Here is an 18,184-nt window from a genome sequence, read left to right as displayed (position 1 = left end):
CTGGCAGGAGTGCGAAGGAAGCCATTGCATATGTCACAAAATCATAACCATTTGGGTGTTCTCACCGGCAGCGTGATACCTAGGCAGGGTAAAGCGTTGCCAGCACCTCCCGGGGAGGCCGCAGCAAAAGCGTTCGATCCATGGATCTTGTGGGTGACGTTTCGTCGTTGCTGGCCATGGGCCATTCCGTTGGGAGCGGCGTTAGCAGGCGTTGCAGCGTTCCTGGTCATGCAAAGTTTTGTTCCCCGGTATACGGCATCTTACCTGCTCGAAGCCAACGAAGATTTCGTGGTATTCAAAGGGGTGATGCCGGTCATGGAGAACATGGCACGCACCGAAAAGAACCTATTCACCAATCCAATCGTGCTCGATCCGGTGTTGGCGGACCCGACCCTCCGGACGGCTCCCAGCTTATCCAACCCTGACACGGCCGAAGCGAACTTACGCAAAAACCTGTCCATCGGAAGTGGTGGTACTGATTCTCGGTTAGTGGTTAGTTATACCGATACAAATCAAGTAGCGGCTGCTCAGGTCTGCAATGCCATTGTCGATTCGTATCTTCGCCAACGAGACTCATTTGACAACACACGCGTGAACAATCTCGAACGCGTGCTCGATCCTGAGATACAGCGGTGGGAGCAGCATGTTGACGTCCATCGCAAACGTGTCCAGTCATTGAGCCAGAAAACGTTGGGGTACGCTCCCGGACAATCCCTCGATCGCAATGACTCGGAGTCGCAATTAACTCGCATGTCAGATCTTCGCTCGCAGATCGGCGAGTTGAAGATTGAACTGGCGCTCTTCGACGCGATCGCGGCAACTCCCACACCATACGTTGCAGACACCGATTCTCCGCCTGATCCACCGCATCTGGCGGTTTCGGAAATCCAGAAGAAGACGATCAGTGAGCGGGACATTGAGAACGCCATCGATGGTGACGCCAAGGTCAATGCGGCCAAGGCGGTGGTCGATCGCTATGCCGCTGTCGTTATGGATATCGAAATCAATGACATGGTTCGGATCAGTCGTGACTATTACAACGACATGACAAAAAACTTGGATGATGCCAAAGAGACGTTGAAGCAGGAGCGAGACACCGCTCGCATCCGCGTCAAAAAAGAGCTCGAACGCATCGTTGAAGAAGACTATCAGCAGCGTAAGGCAGTCGCTGAGCGGACCCTGGCGTGGCAGCAAGAGCAGCGAAAACAGCAACTCGCACTCACCGAGCAAGAGCGGAAACTTGCACAAACTAAAAATCAAGAAGCGCAGGCGAAAGATCGCGAGAATTCCCGTAAAGCACTGGTTGCCAAATTGGGGATCCTGCAAGGGCAATATGACGAAGAGCGGACGCGACTGGAGCAGTACGGTGGGATGACAGCCGAACTCCAGTTCGCCAACGATGAGTTGTTGGTCGCCTCGGATGTCTTGACCAAACTGCGTGGTCGTGTGGCGGCCATACGTACTGAACGTCGTCAAGACGGAGCCGTTCGCACGCTCGCAGCAGCGACGCCTCCGAAGGCGCCCGTCGAGGCGGTCCCGTACAAGAAGTTGGCGTTGGCTTCGGCCGGGGCGTTTATCATCCCCTTCCTCGTCGGGTTGCTGTGGGAGTTCAAAGTGCAGCGCCTCACCGACGCCGAGGCACATGATAAAACCGGCCTTTTGGCACCCGTTTTAGGTGAGATCTCGCGTTTGCCTGCGGGCTCCGGTTCCCAAAAAGCAAGACGAGTCTTCGAGGAGAGCATCGATTCTCTCCGCTCGAATTTGTTCCTGTCGCTCGATACTCGCAACACACGCTCGATTGCCGTTGTCAGTAGCATGTCGGGTGAGGGCAAGAGCAGTGTCGCCTCTCAACTTGCTCTCTCGATGGCCAAGTCCACGGGAGAAACCGTACTGTTGGTCGATGGCGATTTGCGTCGCCCGGATCAACATGAAATCTTTGGGATCGAAATGGGTTCAGGTTTGACCGGTGTCCTCGCTGGGAAGGCAACCCTCGCAGAGGCCGTCAATTCATCGTTAGGGCATCTGATCCATATCCTGCCGGCGGGGCAATTGTCGGCCAGTCCGCATCGATTGGTCAGTCCTGCAAGCATCAAATCGTTCGTCGATGACGCTCTGCTGACGTATCGGTATGTGGTGATCGACACCGCCCCTGTGCTGGCTGCTGGTGAATCACTCGCCATCGCATCGGCAGTCGACGCGACGTTGATCTGCGTGATGCGCGATGTGAGTTTGAAAGAAAATGTCATTCGCACCACACGCCGACTCGAAGCGTCCGGTGCGTCAGTCGCCGGTACCGTCTTCTCCGGTGTTTCGGCCCGTCAGTACGGGTATCGCTACGGCAACTACCACTACGCGTTGCCTGACACGATGGCGACATAACGTTTCAGGGGACTCGTGTTCACGCGAACTGCGAGTCACTCAGCTTCCATGCCGATTGCGCTTGCTTCGGCAATCCGCGGGCCATGCCGATCACGTGTTGTGATCGCGTTTGTGGTCGCCCGCTGCATTCTCATCGTTCTCCGCCGATGCCTCAGGCGGCCTTCCTTCCACATCAGCACCGCTGAATCGCAATATCTTTCATGACAAAATCTGAGACGAATCGCAGCGTCGAAGAAGGCAATGGCGTTCCTTCGAATCGTGAGCCATCCTCGGCAGCTTCCGATGCTGCTGTGGTCAAGAGTCGAGCTGGTACTCAGACGGTGCCGCCTCGCTCCCCCGACTCGGTAGCCCGTCGCTACCGTTGGAAATGGAATGGAAAGCTCCTGCTGATCTCAGGTGTGGTGGCGTTGGCCGGACTGACTGCGGCGATGGGGTCGTACTACTATCACTCGGCAACGACGGCCTCGACGTTCCTCGAACTTGCCCGTATGGCGGAGCAAAAACAGGACTTTGAGGATCAAGCCAAATGGCTGCGACGCTACGCATTGCTCGTTCCTGATGACGTGAATGCCATCTATCAAATGGCAACGGCTGCGGACATGGCTGCGGACGAGGCGGACCAGCAATCACGAGGCCAGAAAATCGATGCTGCCCGCCGCGCATTGAGCAGGGCGATTGGTCAAATCGGCAGCAAGGACCCAGACAAAGTCACCGAGCTGCGTCTGCGTCTGATTGCTCGACTCGTCCAACTGGGCGGCCCCTGGAATCGCGAAGCCGAACGGCAGATTGCAGAGCTCGATGCGGTCGAAAACGATCCGCAGGCGATGACGTCGTTAGCCCTCGCACTTGCGGGCCAAATTTCCGACGGCAGCTATTCGACGCGCAATCCTCAGTCCATTCCAAAGATAGACGACTATTGGGGCTGGCTCGCCAATCAGCCGGCGACGTTTGTCGTCGCCTCCGCATTGAGACAAAATTCGCGGAATCTGGATCTGATCACCCACTTTCTTTTCACACGGATCGAGAACCCAGAACTGTTCACCGGTTCGCGAGGGGGCGCGACACTACCCGCCGACCAGCTCACCGCGACTGAGCAGCTGGCAACAAGAACGCTTCGCGAGTCGCAAACCAGTCATGCGCAATTGATGCTCCATCGCTATCTGCAGACCCAAGGCGATACCGACGAGGCTGATGCCGTGTTACGTAGCGCCGCCGATTCAGCTCGGCAACGTCTCAAGGAGTTGTCCCCATCTCTGGCGACGAGCAAATCGGAGTTTGACGTGGCCACCGAGCCATCGGCGGATGAAGACTCTTCATTGATGACCGCCAATCCGAAGCCTGTAGCGTATTGGGATTTCCTAGCCGTCTATGAGGCTGCGAGGTTGGACCAAGAGAGTGATCCCGAGCAGGCTCTTGCGCAGTTCCAGTTGCTCAGCGAGCTCAAGTTGCCATCGATACCTAGGAAACTGCTGGAGAGCTTGTACTTTGAGTATGGCAGATTGCTGGTGAGCCTCGGCCGCCCTGACGAGGCATTGGCCATCTGGAACAACGCGATCGAGATGGTCGGCGGCAACAGTATTCTGCTGCCACGCGCCGTTGCGGCTGTCTATGCAGGCCAAGGCAATTGGAAGGCTGCTGATGAGGCAACACAGCAGCTCTCAGATGCCATTGATGCATCCGAAACGCAGTTGTCCCGGGTCACCGAAGCGGAACTAGACCGCTCCGAGCGTATCGTCCAAGGTCGCCAACTCGCTGCCGCGCGCTGGCAGCTCGATGTACTCAAGGGTTACCTTTCGGCCGGGCGAGGTGATGAGATCGGTGCCATCAATCTGCTCCAAAACGTCGTCGATTCCGATGCCGATATTTCCCCCAAAGATCGCGTGGATGCTTTGATGCATCTGGCTGGTTACTATGCCAACCAAGGCATCTGGGATGCGTCAGCGGCGACACTCGAAAAAGCCGTCGCCCTGGACCCAGGCAACACCCCGCTGCGCAAGCTGGCATCGGATGCTTGGAGCCGATCGGGCAATCAAACCAATTCGCTACGTCAATTGGATTTGATTGATTCGGATTTCTCGCTACGCCACACCATTTCAGAGATGGAATCTCGTTTCATTGCCCAGACCCAGTTGCAGCCGCAGCAACAAAACTTTCGTTCGATTCGCGATGCGGCGAGGCGTTTAAAACAGCAGCTTCAAGAGCGATTGCAGTCGCCTGGCGATTTATCCGAGTCGGACCTGGAAGCACTGGGAGCAAGCTTGCACTACGTGGAAGCCTTCGAAATAACCATCCCACCGGAGAATGTGTCAGCAGAGACGCATCTCCGCTCGGCAGACGTGGCCCACCAAATCGATGAGCTGGCCAAAAAATATCCCTCCGAGGGCAATCTACAAGCATTGGCTGCCGAGCGTTTAGCGCAAGCGAAGCTGGAGCCTGACGCGATGGCGGCCCTTGAGCGACTGTCGAAGCTTGCCGACGACGCTGGTGTTTTTGAACCGCTCGTTCGCGCCCGGACGCTGTCGTCGCTGGGGCATCATGTCGAGGCAGCGAAGTTGCTGATCGACACGGCCGAGGGGTTTGACGAATCGATGGCTCCTGCCTCGTCGCAGTTATCCGTCAGGAGCATTCTGCAGGATGCTTCCATGTTCGCCTCTCGCGGACAGGACAACGAACTCGCTTACCAAGCGTTGACCGCGATCCCCGACGATCAACTGAGCTTGCAAACGCTGTTGGTCATCACGCAACTGGCGGGGAGTCTGCCGGCCGATTCACCGTTGCTGATGCTTGATGGGAAAGCGGTCTCGTCAAGTCGCCTGTACGAGCATTGGTTCCATGAACTGAGAGAGCGTGAGGGCGAGCAGGGCACGCATTGGCGTTATCTGCGAGCGAGTCAACTATTGGCGGAGCTACGTCAGAGTTCCCGTAGCATCGAGCAGGATGACCCCAGATTGGTCGAAGCTCGCGAGTTGTCCGACGCGATCTTGTTGCGCCGGTCTCGATGGGGTGATGCGATCGCGTTGCAAGGGCGGATTTCAGCGCTCGCAGGCAATGCGAATGAAGCGGTCAGCCATTTGCGCCGCGCCATGGAGGCGGGGAGCACTAATCTGCAAACCCGGCAAATGCTGTGGCAACAACTCATTGCTCTCGGGCGGATGGAAGAAGCCGAGCAAGAAATCGAGCTCGCGGAATTGAATTCCGCCGGTCAATCCGACCGTTTCTCCGCCACCTTACTGGGCCTGGCGATGAGGCAAGGTGACTACACCAAGAGTATGGACGTCGCCCAAGAATCAGCGGCGCGGCATCCCGATGACGTCAACGCTCAACTGGCGGTGGCCGCGACCGGCACGACCGCGTTGGCGAACGTACGCGACGCAAGCCGTCGTGAAGAGCTCACCGAGCAGACCCTGGATGCCATTGCCCGCGCCGTCAAGCTGGCCGGTGCTGACGATGGGCGTGTGATCGCGGCCAACCTGCGCCTGGCAATCACGCTCGGTGAAGATGAAAAAGTCGATGCACTGATTCAACAAATCGAGTCCAGCGATCTCCCCGAGCCTGCTCAAAACCAATTGCTCAGCCAAGCGTATCTTGCCAAGGAAGACTTGGAGCAGGCATTGAAGCTCCTCCTCCGAGCGGACGAACTCGATCCCACCTCAAACTCACAACTCAAGCTAGCCGAAATTTACCGGCTACTAAAGCGTCCTAGCGATGAGATCACCGCATTGCGACGAGCACTTCAGCGAGACCAAAGCAACGATCGCTTACGCAACCTGCTTGCACAGAAACTGGTCGCTCGCAGTGCGGATGGACAACCCGTGAACTGGCAGGCAATCGGTGACCTGTTGGCCGGGGGCGGTGCGACGAGCAACCAGATGATGCACGCTATTTTGCTCGGCAGCGAAGCGGTGCGAGAATTGAGAGTGGATGCTGACTCAAAGGAAGCTCGCTTGCGATTGAATCAGTCCAAAACCATCTTGCGAGGCTTGGTCAAGAAGCAAAGTGCTGACTGGAAGACACCAACTCGGTACCTCGCGTCGCTCCTCGAGCAAGAACCGAGTCTTTTTGAAGACCTGGTCGCAGCTGAACAGGCGCGACTCGCTACCGAAATTCGCGAGCTCTATCAAACTTTGATGGACAGCGGTACGGTCGAGGCGAGTGATGTTTATCAATATGCCAGCTACCTGCTCAATCAACAGGAATCCAAAGATAACGCGAAAATCAAGAACTTGAGCAAACAACTCGATTCGCTCGCGGGCAGCTCACTGCAGGCCCTCGAGGTCGCCGCTCGGTTTGCCGACCGTCAGGGCCAACGTGATCAAATGCCAGCGGTGGTTGCGGACTGGGCCGACCGCGCACTGGGCAACTTGTCTTCCGAAGACTCATCTGAATCAAACGATGCCGCGGCGTTACAATCGCTCCGGGTGATGGCGGCAGCAGGGGGGTCATTGCAGAAACTCGGATTTGCTGGAGATGCGGTTCAGTGGTTTGAGCGTGCTTATCAGGAGCATCCCACGCAAGCATTGGGCCCCTACGTTGTTGCTCTCGGGCAGGTCGGCAAACTCGATGAAGCCGTGAAGGTATGTGCGGAGCACTACTCGGAGTATCACGATGTTCAGTCCGCGACGCTGCTCGTCGAAGTACTGCTGAATTTCAAGGATAGCGAGCAGCAGGCGAATCTGATGCGCGCCAACGAAGACGCGCTGGTTGATGCAAGCAAACGCTTTGAAGAGAACGCTGGATTCCTTGAGGGCCTCGGAACGCTCAAAATGAGCGAAGGAAAGTACGACGAAGCCGTGAAATGCTTTGTCAGTGTTCTCAAAGTCAGTCCCAAGTCAATTCGCGCGATGAATAATTTGGCGATGTCGTATGCCGAGATTCCTGAGCGTGCCTCGGAGGGGCTTGGGCCGATCAATTCGGCGTTGCAGTTGACCGATCAAAATCCTGAGTTGCTCGATACCAAGGGGGTGGTGCTGATGGCGTCGGGGCGTTTAGCTGAAGCCGAAGCGACTTTTGCCGAAGCCTACGCGGCGTCACTCGAACCACGCCATCTCTTCCACGTCATCCTGGCTCAAATCAATCAAGAGAAGGAGCCTCAAGCAGCAAAAAACTGGAAAGATCTGGATCTGGAGAAGCTCGATCCAACCGGTCTGACAGCAAACGAACGCGAGACGCTGAAAGAACTGAAGGCAAAGTTTGCGGCACCCTCATAACGAGCAGGCCCGCATCCTCAGGCGCGTAGACGCTTGGCAACATTCGTGAGAATTGTCAAACTGGCGATCAAGGAAGCTGCGATGGATCCGATCCAGGCAGTGAACTCAAGGGTGTCTTCTGTTGATCCATGGTTCGGTTCGTCTTGAAATAGCTGCTCTGAAAAATCGCCCCATCCGTGCAGGAGAATGGGTAACACGATTGCAGCAATCGCCCACCCTTTGCTGCGCCGGGTACCCCACTGTGCCAGGCAATACCCCATCACCAGCTGATAGGTTGGATGTCCGGCGAGTAGGGTCATTTGGCGTGAGAAAGCCATGGACATCGGTGACGGAGCGGCCGCAATCGCGATCATATTTTCCACCGTCATGAACCCAATTGCGACGGCAAGTGCGACTGGAACCGCATGCCAGGGGTGAGACTGAGACCTATCAAACCACTTCCACACGCCAATCACACCGGCGAGTTTGAGCAATTCCTCACAGCACGCCGCGCCGATCACCTGTTCCAGAAAATCACGCGACCATCGGTCGTGAGCATCCGCCAAATCATCGACAAGGGTTTCAGCGAACCAGACCGGTACCGCCGCACTCGCACCAACTGCAAGCCCGACAATCAATAGCGTGAGTGATCGTTGGTGTGGCCGAATCCACGCCCAGACCAACACCCAAACCAATGTGGGCAAAAACGCGAGGACGACCGGGAGAAGATTCATTGGCGTGTGCTCTCGCTGAGATCTGGCAAGGGAGCGAAGTTCCCGTTCTAGGTCGACGGTTTCTGGTTCACATGATGATCGACCGCCAACGCCGCGGTTTCGCCGAGAATCTCTCGCACCTTAGCAACTTCGTCCGCCGGCCCGTGATAGATCACCAGGAACCTGCCCTCGGCCAACGTCGATTCATATTGGACGATACTGTCCTTCGGGATTCCGATACTGTAGATCGCTCCGCCGAGAGCACCCATGGCGCCGGAAACGACTGCATTTTCGAGCCCACCGACGATGGCGCCCACCAGCGGCCCGGCAACGACCAATGGTCCTATTCCTGGCAACCAGAATAAACCGGAGCCCACCAGAACACCCCACATTCCGCCCCAGAAGGCACCAATCGCACCCCAGTACTTCATCCGATCGCCGGCGTTGTAATAGCCCACTGCATGCTCTTCGGTATGATCATCCCTCCCAGCGATGGAAAGACGTTTCAGGTCCACGCCAGCTTGGTGGATCTGTTGGATGGCTGCTTCGGCTTCGACGTGAGATGCAAACGTACCGACAGCGACGTCGTGAGTGACCGTGGGAGTTTCCATAAAAGATGCCTGGAGAGGGATTGGAAAATGCAACAGAAATTGAACGTTCTTTATAAACTATCCGAAAACGGATCAGCTACGCACCTTCGCTAGAAAGTTTGCCCCATTCGACCGACCGGTGCATGCAAATTCATGAACACCGGGAGCCGCTGGCATTTTGGTCACGCTACCGAGAGCCAACACCCAATGATCGAATGAGAGCACCAGCGGATCGCCAAACTTTGGTTGGGTGCTCACCGTTTTGCCGGAAATGTCAATCAAGTCGATGCCGGCCATCACAAACTCGCTCGATCGGAGGAAGCCCCGTAGTGGGACAACATGTCGCGGTTCGAACGCGGAGGTGGCTGCTTCGACCAGCATCGGTGTGAACACCAAGTAATTCTGCTTGTTCACAAGTGTGATTTCAGTATCGACTCCGCGCAGCGACTTTTCTAACTGCTTGACGCAATAGGCCCCGGCGAACCCCCACCGAGAACTACGATTCGGTTTGATAGATTCTTCATCGATTCTTGGTTTGTCCCCCAGGTGTGCACGACGTCTATGAACGAAGCGTCATTGCATCATTCGCGCCTTCCCATCGATCCCCATCATTCTAGGGAAACGTGAACACGCACTCCCGGCCACTGGGGTTGTTTTCGACCGGCAGGTTAACGGATCCGTGCCACGTCGAAGCGGGGTTGGTCGATGACATCGTGCCAGAGAACGCTCATTTTCTAACCGCAGCGGGCAATCTCTAACCGCATCGCTTCACTCAGACGTATCGATTTTCCGCTGATTGCATTTGGTACTCGGTGTGCGTTAGGATTGTCCATTCGCACGTCGACACGACACTGCATTTCCCCCATTTCTCTGAGAGGTATCCGCGAATGTCATTCAATATCATTGAACACGCTGAAGGTAAGGTCATTGAGGTTCAACTGAGCGGGAAACTATCAAAAGAAGCGTATGAAGCTTTCGTGCCCGCGACCGAGGCCAAGATCAAGGAATTTGGCAAGGTGCGCATGCTGGTTGTCCTGCACGATTTTCACGGCTGGGAGGCCGGGGCACTCTGGGAAGACATCAAATTTGATATCAAGCACCATAGCCACATCGAGCGGCTCGCCATCGTCGGTGAATCGAAGTGGGAGAAGGGGATGTCCACTTTCTGCAAACCCTTCACCTCCGCCAAAATCGAGTATTTCGACATCGCGGACCTGGAAGCGGCCCGGCAATGGATTCACGCTGACATGCCCGCCGCGTCCTAAGATCTCGCATCCTAAGATCTCTTGAATCGTGTGAAGTTGTCCCAAGGTGACATCAGGCAGTCGAGTTAGGAATGAGTGGCCGAACGCTCCGCGGTCGGAACGGTCGACCTCAGAGCGTTCGACCACAACCTCCCGGCTCGTTCCTCAGTCGACCTTGATACCTCATTCGTGAGCCGACGCCGCGGGCACCCGCACTCGCCTCGGCTCACGAAATCAACTGCCCGGCATCACACCGGGCAGCATCGCGGGCCCGGTCGCACCTCACGCGTCTCGGCTTACTCAATCGACAGTCCGCCGACGTAGCGTTGTCGGACAGCTCATCCAACGAGGCCCTTCCATGAACCACTTTGAAAACTCCAAGATACTTGCCCCCTACGATTTCTCGAAGTTCTCTCTCGACGCCGTCGAAACGGCGATAAAAATTGCGGGTAAGAACGAGAACATCACGGTGCTGCACGTCGTCGATCCCGTGCCGCTATACGGCTACTCTGGTGACACCGGACTAGCGATGGGCGGGGGTGCCGACTGGGGATTGCCGGACATTGGAATGGCCGCCCAGATTGACGATGACCATGTGCAGCGGGCCTTGAAGACGATGCAGTCTGAGTTCAATGACACTCGTCACCATGGCCTCAACTACGACACCGTCGTTAACGACCCAACCCATGGAATCACGGATTACGCAGAGCAAAACGCTTTTGATCTGATCATCCTGCCGTCACATGGACGCACTGGAATGAAACGATTGCTGATCGGTTCGACCGCTGAACGCGTCGTGCGCTTTGCTCATTGTCCGGTACTGGTACTACGCAGTTAAACAGTGTGTGTTGGCCGAGCGTCTCATGCATCTTGTTCCTCCAGCCAGGTGGAAGCTTCGTCGTAAGCCGATTCGGGAAAATGCCGGACATCAACATCGATTAGATGAGCGATGAAAGTCGGCAACTCTGCCAACAGCAAGTTATCGGTGACGACAGCTAACTTGCTGATTTTGTCATGATGACTTGCCACAAAACGCATGTGTGCCATCGTCGCAGCGAAACTTGCCCAACCGGGAAACGACTGTGCATGAATCAACACTCCCGGCAATTTCCCGCGTTCGGCAATGTACGGATCGATCTCCGCGACGATCGCTTCGAAGTCGCTGACTTCGAGCGGTTCGACGGGTTCAAGCAGCAGGATGCCTTCGGGCAAAATTAATTTGTGTTTCAACATTTCTCAAGTTCCTCTCGATCGGTAAAGTTCCCCTGCGGTTCACATACCTCGCCAGATGCCTCCATCAGCTCGTGTTTGCTCGACGTCCTGTGGTCGAGTTCAGTGTACCAACTAGCACACCATCGAGTCCGGAGTCCCTCGGTCAATGCATCCCCGGACCGATACGTTGCCTGCCAATGGGGGCGATGATGTTGAGAGGTCGCCGGTGAGCCGATCAGAGGACCGATTCGCCACCAGGCTCGCGGATGCGTAAATGCCCGGGCAAGAACGAGCGGGAAATGACGGTCTGAGTTTGTCGTCAAACGCTCCGCGGTCGACAATTCTGAACGCGTCGAGCGACAACTCACGCACTGGCGAGCGTTCCAGCGATTCGAAATGATTGGTGAATTCACCTTCGAAAGGCGACTTGGGTTTGCTTGGTTTGACTCAAGCGATGAGGCTTCTCGGTTCGATACCTGATCGAGGAGGCATGGCCTGAAAAAATGACACAATCCGAAAAACCGTCACCATCCGACTATCAGAGGCGATTGCTGAGCGTGACAGCGCCGGTGACCGTGACGTTGGCCGAATGCAAGCAATCCCTTGGCAACCTGCTGTCGCTGGTTCCCGGGGAAATCCTGCTCTTGGAAACCCGCTGTGACCAACCGCTGCGGTTGTCGATCGGTGGCCAGCCGATAGGAGCGGTTGAACCGGTCAAGGTCGGTGACAAATTCGGTGTTCGGATTCGCGAAATGTTGGTGTCGAAGCCGGCCTCGAACTAGCCCCACTTGCCCTGACGGGGCTGAGACCGCATTCTGTGCCGCAGTCATCGATCTCACGATCGAGTTACCTGCGATTTTCCTCTGTTCTCAGTCACCCACCATGACCCACGACGTTTACGCCGTCGGCAATGCCCTCGTCGACATCCAAGCCCAAGTCAATGATGAGCTGCTCGTGCGACTCGCCTTCGAGAAAGGCATCATGACACTGGTCGACGACGAGCGGCAAGCCAGTGTCTTGGCCAACTTTGATGTCCCCTCGTTGAATCGCTGTGCCGGCGGCTCGGCAGCCAATACGATTGCAGCAGTGGCGGATTTTGGAGGCCGGGCCTCGTTCGTTGGCAAAATTGGCGATGACGAGACCGGTGAGTTCTTCCTGCAGGATCTGCGGGCTTTGGGCGTGACAATCGACGTGGCACCGCTGCCAGGCTCGCCCACGGGCACCTGCGCCATCTTGATCACCGACGATGCTGAGCGGACGATGCTGACGAATCTCGGTGCGTCATCGCAATTATCGGCTGACGATATCGACGAAGCAGCCATCGCAGCGGCGCGGTACGTTTACATCGAAGGTTACCTGTTCACCGGTGAAACGACGAAGGCGGCCGCCTACCGGGCGATGGAACTGGCAAAGAAAAACAACGTCAAAGTCGCCTTCACGGCATCGGACCCCTTCTTGGTCAACATGATCCGCGACGAAATCTGGGACCTGATTCGTGGCCCCGTTGACCTGTTCTTCTGCAACGAAGAGGAGGCGATGAGCCTGACGGGACTGACGGATCCCATTGCGTGCGCGAGCAAAATCCATGAATCCGCTGAAAATGTCGCCATGACGCTCGGTGCCCAGGGATCGCTGCTGATGCACGGGGGCGAGGCGATTCCGATCGAGGGGGTCAGTGTCAAGGCCGTCGACACGACAGGAGCGGGAGATATGTACGCCGGTGGTGTTTTATATGGCATCACCAATGGACTATCATGGAAGCAGTCCGGGCACCTCGCTTCGCATGCCGCCGCTCGGATCGTCGGACAACTCGGTGCCCGGCTGGCAACCCCGTTCACGAGCGACGAAGTCCGTGAGCTGACCAACGTATGATCCATGGTTCCAAACATTCTGATCACTGATGACGACGCCGGGTTTCGCCGAACCCTGTGTGATGCATTGTCCGACCGCGGCTTGAATCTGCATCAGGCCGGTGATGGTGAGGAGGCACTTGCCGTCATTGATCGAAAGTCGATTCATCTGGTTTTGGTGGACGTTCACATGCCTCGGTTGACCGGCATCGAGGTCATCCGAGAACTCGCGGGCCGCCCCCTGCGAATTCCCGCCATTTTGATGAGCGCGATGATGGATGAGGCAATCGAGCGAGAAGCGGCGCGGATGCGAGCCTACCGGATTTTACGCAAACCGATCCGATTGCAAGACCTGAGGAACATCGTCTGCGGCTCGTTGGCCGAGACGTATGGGTGGCGCCCCTCTTGAACTTCCCACTGCTGCTGCGATTTCTCGGAACGATCTGTTTGCTCATCGGTGCCTCGATGAGTTTTAGCTTTCCTTTTGCATTCCCGTCGATGGCCGAACGCACCCACGTGCCGCCGGCTACCGCATTCGAGCAACGGGCGACCTACGGTCTCTTGGCCAGCATGGCGGTGTGCTTCGGCGTCGGTTTCCTGTTCCGTTTTCTCGGTCGCAGCCACCGCCAGGGCAGTCACCTGTTTCGCAAGGAGGCCATGGCCATTGTGGGCTTGTCATGGGTCTGTGCGACGATCCTGGGAGCTCTGCCGTATTACCTCAGCGGCACTCAGACAGCCATTGGGATGCCGATCACATTCATTGAGGCGATGTTCGAATCACAGTCTGGATTCAGTACCACGGGGGCGACCGTGTTGACCGACCTCGAAACTCCCGGGGTGGTCCCTCACTGCATTTTGTTCTGGCGGTCGTGGACGCACTTCCTTGGCGGACTGGGGATTGTTGTGTTGTTCGTCGCTATCCTCGGCCAGGGGTCCGCTGGCAAGGCGATGATGCGGGCGGAGATGCCGGGACCGACCAAAGACGGCAGCATGCCCCGGATGCAGCACACCGCACTGGTGTTTGCCGCCATTTACGTCGGACTGAATATCGTGCTGACGATTATCTATTTTCTCGAAGGGATGAGCGCATTCGACTCGCTCTGCCACGCATTCGGCACGATGGCGACGGGTGGCTTCAGTACGTACAACCGGTCCCTCGGCGGATTCGACAGTCCGTTGATTGAATCGACCACGATCGCCTTCATGGTGCTCGCCGGTACCAACTTCACGCTGCTGTACCTAAGCCTGATCGGGCGACCGCGGCGGATGCTGCGTGACGCCGAATTTCGTGCCTATATCGGTATCATCGCGATCGTCACCGCCGGCGTGGTTTTCTTTGGCATGCGAGCTCACGACGAGGGTTTCAGCACACTCGCCTCGGCGATTCGCAATGGGCTGTTTCAAGTCGTCTCGGTGATCACGACGACTGGGTACGGGACCGCGGATTTTGACCATTGGAATAACTTTGGACGGGGAATTCTGCTGCTACTGATGTTTGTCGGTGGTTGTGCGGGCAGCACGGGGGGCGGTCTGAAAGTAATTCGGATCGTTTTGTTCTGCAAAATCCTGCGATTGGAGATGGAGCGCGCCCACCGCCCGAGGGTAATCCGGCCTTTAAGGATTAGCGGTCAAGCCGTCGATGATCCGACGCTCGCCCACAATATTCTTCTGTACTTTTGTTTAGTATTGGCGATCTTCGTGGTCTCTTGGCTCGCGTTGGTCACGTTTGAGCCCAATTCGACTTGGGGCGTGGTCGAGAGTAGCGTGGCGAACCAATCCGAACAGGGCAAAGAGTTGCTCAAAGGCACACTCGATGACAAACTAGTGGATTGTGCGAGCGCGGTCGCCGCGACGCTCAATAACATCGGCCCCGGGTTGGGGGTGGTCGGGGCGACCCGCAACTACGCCGGGTTCAGCCAGGGGGCGAAGTTGCTGTTCGTGTGGCTGATGGTGCTCGGACGGGTTGAGATTTTTAGTGTGCTATTATTATTCGTACCGTCGTTTTGGCGAAGGGCGTGAGATGTTAATTCAGAATTTCCGATGGATGTCGATTCCCGTGACGCTCGTTTTGCTGGCGTGTCTCATGCGGGGGACGGTCCAAGCGGAGATTCCTAAGCCGGCCGACGCAGACGCCACGACAAAGCGCACCGCCGTGATTCTGCCCTTTAAAGAAGGCATCAATCCGCGCAGCGGTGAGTTGCTCAAACGCAAATTCAAGGCCGCCGTAGAGTCCGGTGTCGATGTCATCATCTTTGACATTCACTCACTTGGTGGATCCACGATGGTGACGTTTGAGTTGATGGATATGGTACGCGGCGCCAAGAACGTTGAGACGGTCGCCTACATTGGAAAAGACGCGATCAGCGGTGCGGCGTTGCTGGCGCTGTCAATGGATACGATCTTGATGAAGCCCGATGCGCGGATCGGAGACGCCGGCGAGATCGTGATGGGCAAAGACGGTGCTTTTCGTTACACCGAGGCCAAGAGTCGCAGCGTCTTGGCTCAGAGGGCGCGAGACACTGCCGAGGCGACCGGGCGTTCCGTGGCGCTCGCAGAAAAGATGACGGACAAGGACATGATCGTCTACCGCGTTACCAATAAGATCACCGGAGAAAAGAAATTCTTCTCTGATAAAGAACTCGCAGCGTTGAAGAACGCCGGCGACTGGGAGGTCGGCAAGCCCATACGCGAAGCTGGTAAAGACATGTTTTTCATTGCCAACGGTCGTCGCGCCGTGGAACTGGGGATCGCCGACCAGCTCGTCTCCGGTAAAGAAGATCTGGCACGCGTGCTCAACGTGCAGTCGCCCATCCCGGAGGAGCATCGCAGTTGGGTCGACGCGTTTGTATTGTTACTCAACATGAAATTCTTCACGTTCCTGCTGCTACTCGCAGGCCTGATCGCAGTGGCAGTCGAACTCAGTGCACCGGGGCTAGGGGCGGGCGGCTTGATCAGTCTCCTGTGCTTTGGGCTGTTCTTCTGGAGCCGCTTTTTAGGTGGCACGTCGGGCTGGCTGGAAGTCTTGCTGTTCGTCATCGGACTGCTATGTATTGCCGCCGAAGTATTTGTGATCCCCGGGTTTGGGGTTGCTGGAATCTTGGGTCTCGCGTTGACTGTCGGGTCGCTGGTGATGGCGTCGGGGCACGTTGTGATGCCTGGTGGCGAAGTTAACTGGGTGGCGTTGGGTGATGATTTGCTGACGGTGCTCGGTGCTTTCCTCGCGTTTCTGGTCGCAATCTTTTTCATCACCAGTTACATGGGCCAGATCCCTGGCTTGAGCCGTTTAACACTCCAGGCTGACATCGCGCCCGAGGATGGCTTCCTCACCGAATCGGCTCCCGCATGGCAACGCGTCGAAATTGGGCAAACCGGCACGACCGTCTCGCCACTGAATCCCGGCGGACGAATTCAGGTTGATGACATGCTCGTCGACGTCGCCAGCGAAGGCGATTACATCGAGTCAGGCCAGCATGTACGGGTGATCGCCAAGCAAGGCACCCGTGTGGTCGTGCGATTGGTTTAATCGAACGGGCGTCATCGTGTCACTGCTGCTGGGCGTCAGGGTTCCGTGGCTTCAGCAGGCCTGCCTTGATCGCTTTGTCAATTTCGGCTTGCATGTCGACGTACTTGGGATCGGGTAGCTCGTCGCCATAGCGGACGATCTCCGCTCGCAACACCGCGTCGGGTGGCAATTGAATTTGGTTCTGTTCTGTCTTTTCGGTGGGATCGACTCGCCGGAGCTTTGAGATAACGTCCATGCCGTCGATCACCCGACCGATCACCGATTGCGACTCTGAGATCGCAGGAATGGGAAGATAGAGGAAGGCGATCTGCGAGCTGCCCGAATTTTCGATGAATTTCCCCTCGCCAATCGGCAGCTTCGCCATCACGACGGACCCGCGAACGCCATGTCGGGATTCCTCTCCGCCATGTTCATCAATGAGGAACTCACCGGAATTTCCACGTCCATCGCCGCTATTATCTCCAGTCAGCGCCAACAGGTTTTGCGAGACGACCGAGAAATCCAAGCCATCGTAAAAGCCCTCTTTGACGAGTTTCCGAAAGTGGGCGACGGCCGAGGGAGCCGCGTCAGGGAACAGCTCAATGAGAACATCGCCCTGGGTTGTTTCGACTCGGATGTGGGGCAACGAATCAGGATCCGTGCGTTCGATCGCCGCCTGTTCTTGATCGTACTGCTTTTCCAGAACCTCGAGCTGGTACTTCAGACGCAGATCGCCATCCTCCAGCCCCTCGTCTTTCAAGACGTCGTAGAGTTTCTTGGCTGCTTCGAACTCTCCCGTAACGATCGCGGAACGCGCCGCTGCGATAAACAGAAACTCATAGTTCTGCCCCAGGTCCAGCATGCGAGCGGCCGCCTCGTAGGTTTCCGCATCATAGATGTCATTTTGCAAACGATGCTGCACCATCGTGACGAGGTACCGCGCTGCCTCGAGGCTAGGCAAGAACCGGATCACCTCGAGCGCGTTGGTGAACTGTTGCTGCATCAACTGCCATGTTCGCGTGCGTTGCTCGCGAAAACGCACCGTTGCCTCGTGCGATTGATCTAACCCATTGCGATATCGAAGCTGATCACTTCGCAGCGCCAGCATTGCCGATGCGAGTGTTTTTCCAGTTTCCTGGAAGCGATCCAACGCGGCCTGAGCTTCTTTGCGAACATCCTCCGGCAATGTCTCCATCGCCTTCTTGAGTTCCTGGGGGTCGTCGCGGATATCGTCGGACGATGCGGCGTCGCTGTCCTGCTGGTTGCCCGCCGACGCGCCGCCTGCCGTCTGCTCAACCGTCGCTGCTGCCGAGGGATCGGATTCCGCGGTCGCATTGGTTTCTTGCGCCGCCCCCACAGGAGCCAAAACGAAGACGCAGGCAAGAACAACGCACTGCATCAAGGCCGCAGGTGATATTTTTGCGAGAGAGAAGCTGCGGAAATCAAGGACAGTGGAAGCTTGACGGAAGGACGACGTAAACACTGGCAATTCAGGGTTCGAGGGGCAG

The 18,184-nt window shown here is 56.7% G+C and carries 14 protein-coding genes; 9 read left to right on the top strand and 5 right to left on the bottom strand.

The genetic code is table 11. The annotated features are described in order from the left end of the window. Positions 1–30 precede the first annotated feature (30 nt). Together SH410x_RS18240 and SH410x_RS18235 are read left to right on the top strand one after the other, a co-directional pair. On the top strand, positions 31–2,379 hold the full coding sequence (locus tag SH410x_RS18240) for a polysaccharide biosynthesis tyrosine autokinase (RefSeq protein WP_473669626.1): 2,349 nt from the start codon (positions 31–33) through the stop codon (positions 2,377–2,379). A gap of 200 nt (positions 2,380–2,579) precedes the next feature. Beyond that, positions 2,580–7,586: a tetratricopeptide repeat protein gene (locus SH410x_RS18235; RefSeq protein ID WP_473669624.1), complete on the top strand. Its 5,007-nt coding sequence runs from the start codon at positions 2,580–2,582 to the stop codon at positions 7,584–7,586. A 17-nt stretch (positions 7,587–7,603) separates the two neighbouring features. Here SH410x_RS18235 and SH410x_RS18230 read toward each other — a convergent pair whose 3' ends face one another. The 3 genes from SH410x_RS18230 to SH410x_RS18220 all read right to left on the bottom strand — a co-directional run bounded on the left by SH410x_RS18230 (position 7,604) and on the right by SH410x_RS18220 (position 9,381). Next, complete coding sequence (locus tag SH410x_RS18230) at positions 7,604–8,299, bottom strand: PrsW family glutamic-type intramembrane protease (RefSeq protein ID WP_473669622.1); 696 nt, start codon at positions 8,297–8,299, stop codon at positions 7,604–7,606. A gap of 47 nt (positions 8,300–8,346) precedes the next feature. Next, positions 8,347–8,889 carry a hypothetical protein gene (locus tag SH410x_RS18225; RefSeq protein WP_473669620.1) on the bottom strand — a complete coding sequence of 181 codons (543 nt, stop codon included), beginning with the start codon at positions 8,887–8,889 and terminating at the stop codon, positions 8,347–8,349. 72 nt (positions 8,890–8,961) lie between these two features. Further along, a complete protein-coding gene (locus SH410x_RS18220; RefSeq protein ID WP_473677340.1) occupies positions 8,962–9,381 on the bottom strand; it encodes an FAD-dependent oxidoreductase in 420 nt (139 codons plus the stop codon). A gap of 374 nt (positions 9,382–9,755) precedes the next feature. Between SH410x_RS18220 and SH410x_RS18215 the strand changes: the two genes are divergently transcribed. Together SH410x_RS18215 and SH410x_RS18210 are read left to right on the top strand one after the other, a co-directional pair. Next, positions 9,756–10,133 carry a SpoIIAA family protein gene (locus tag SH410x_RS18215; protein WP_473669618.1) on the top strand — a complete coding sequence of 126 codons (378 nt, stop codon included), beginning with the start codon at positions 9,756–9,758 and terminating at the stop codon, positions 10,131–10,133. 337 nt (positions 10,134–10,470) lie between these two features. Then, positions 10,471–10,950 (top strand): universal stress protein, encoded by a 480-nt coding sequence (locus tag SH410x_RS18210; RefSeq protein WP_473669616.1) that lies wholly within the window; start codon positions 10,471–10,473, stop codon positions 10,948–10,950. Positions 10,951–10,973: 23 nt separating this feature from the next. On the opposite strand, the gene SH410x_RS18205 is transcribed toward SH410x_RS18210, so the two are convergent. After that, positions 10,974–11,345, bottom strand: coding sequence for a SpoIIAA family protein (locus tag SH410x_RS18205; protein ID WP_473669614.1), 372 nt, complete (start codon positions 11,343–11,345; stop codon positions 10,974–10,976). A gap of 482 nt (positions 11,346–11,827) precedes the next feature. Here SH410x_RS18205 and SH410x_RS18200 point away from each other — a divergent pair, with 482 nt between their 5' ends. The 5 genes from SH410x_RS18200 to SH410x_RS18180 all read left to right on the top strand — a co-directional run bounded on the left by SH410x_RS18200 (position 11,828) and on the right by SH410x_RS18180 (position 16,697). Further along, on the top strand, positions 11,828–12,106 hold the full coding sequence (locus SH410x_RS18200; protein ID WP_473669612.1) for a FliM/FliN family flagellar motor C-terminal domain-containing protein: 279 nt from the start codon (positions 11,828–11,830) through the stop codon (positions 12,104–12,106). 100 nt (positions 12,107–12,206) lie between these two features. Next, positions 12,207–13,196 (top strand): adenosine kinase, encoded by a 990-nt coding sequence (locus tag SH410x_RS18195; protein WP_473669610.1) that lies wholly within the window; start codon positions 12,207–12,209, stop codon positions 13,194–13,196. A gap of 3 nt (positions 13,197–13,199) precedes the next feature. Continuing rightward, on the top strand, positions 13,200–13,583 hold the full coding sequence (locus SH410x_RS18190; RefSeq protein WP_473669608.1) for a response regulator: 384 nt from the start codon (positions 13,200–13,202) through the stop codon (positions 13,581–13,583). Further along, the gene (locus SH410x_RS18185) at positions 13,568–15,193 is read left to right on the top strand and encodes a TrkH family potassium uptake protein (RefSeq protein WP_473669606.1); all 1,626 of its coding nucleotides are present in this window, start codon (positions 13,568–13,570) and stop codon (positions 15,191–15,193) included. The genes SH410x_RS18190 and SH410x_RS18185 overlap by 16 nt, the downstream gene beginning before the upstream one ends. A gap of 1 nt (position 15,194) precedes the next feature. Further along, positions 15,195–16,697 carry an NfeD family protein gene (locus SH410x_RS18180; RefSeq protein WP_473669604.1) on the top strand — a complete coding sequence of 501 codons (1,503 nt, stop codon included), beginning with the start codon at positions 15,195–15,197 and terminating at the stop codon, positions 16,695–16,697. A gap of 19 nt (positions 16,698–16,716) precedes the next feature. Here SH410x_RS18180 and SH410x_RS18175 read toward each other — a convergent pair whose 3' ends face one another. Further along, a complete protein-coding gene (locus SH410x_RS18175; protein WP_473669602.1) occupies positions 16,717–18,159 on the bottom strand; it encodes a peptidylprolyl isomerase in 1,443 nt (480 codons plus the stop codon). Positions 18,160–18,184: the final 25 nt, after the last annotated feature.

It is taken from the genome of Rhodopirellula sp. SH410, from assembly GCF_055811895.1.
The sequence above is the reverse complement of the archived record's forward strand: the minus strand, read 5'-3'. Positions and strand labels throughout refer to the sequence as shown.

What these genes read in the sequence shown, in the direction of transcription:
- SH410x_RS18240 (WP_473669626.1), top strand. Translation starts at nt 31, where the DNA reads ATGTCACAAAATCATAACCATTTGGGTGTTCTCACCGGCAGCGTGATA.
- SH410x_RS18235 (WP_473669624.1), top strand. Translation starts at nt 2,580, where the DNA reads ATGACAAAATCTGAGACGAATCGCAGCGTCGAAGAAGGCAATGGCGTT.
- SH410x_RS18230 (WP_473669622.1), bottom strand. Translation starts at nt 8,299, where the DNA reads ATGAATCTTCTCCCGGTCGTCCTCGCGTTTTTGCCCACATTGGTTTGG.
- SH410x_RS18225 (WP_473669620.1), bottom strand. Translation starts at nt 8,889, where the DNA reads ATGGAAACTCCCACGGTCACTCACGACGTCGCTGTCGGTACGTTTGCA.
- SH410x_RS18215 (WP_473669618.1), top strand. Translation starts at nt 9,756, where the DNA reads ATGTCATTCAATATCATTGAACACGCTGAAGGTAAGGTCATTGAGGTT.
- SH410x_RS18210 (WP_473669616.1), top strand. Translation starts at nt 10,471, where the DNA reads ATGAACCACTTTGAAAACTCCAAGATACTTGCCCCCTACGATTTCTCG.
- SH410x_RS18205 (WP_473669614.1), bottom strand. Translation starts at nt 11,345, where the DNA reads ATGTTGAAACACAAATTAATTTTGCCCGAAGGCATCCTGCTGCTTGAA.
- SH410x_RS18200 (WP_473669612.1), top strand. Translation starts at nt 11,828, where the DNA reads ATGACACAATCCGAAAAACCGTCACCATCCGACTATCAGAGGCGATTG.
- SH410x_RS18195 (WP_473669610.1), top strand. Translation starts at nt 12,207, where the DNA reads ATGACCCACGACGTTTACGCCGTCGGCAATGCCCTCGTCGACATCCAA.
- SH410x_RS18190 (WP_473669608.1), top strand. Translation starts at nt 13,200, where the DNA reads ATGGTTCCAAACATTCTGATCACTGATGACGACGCCGGGTTTCGCCGA.
- SH410x_RS18180 (WP_473669604.1), top strand. Translation starts at nt 15,195, where the DNA reads ATGTTAATTCAGAATTTCCGATGGATGTCGATTCCCGTGACGCTCGTT.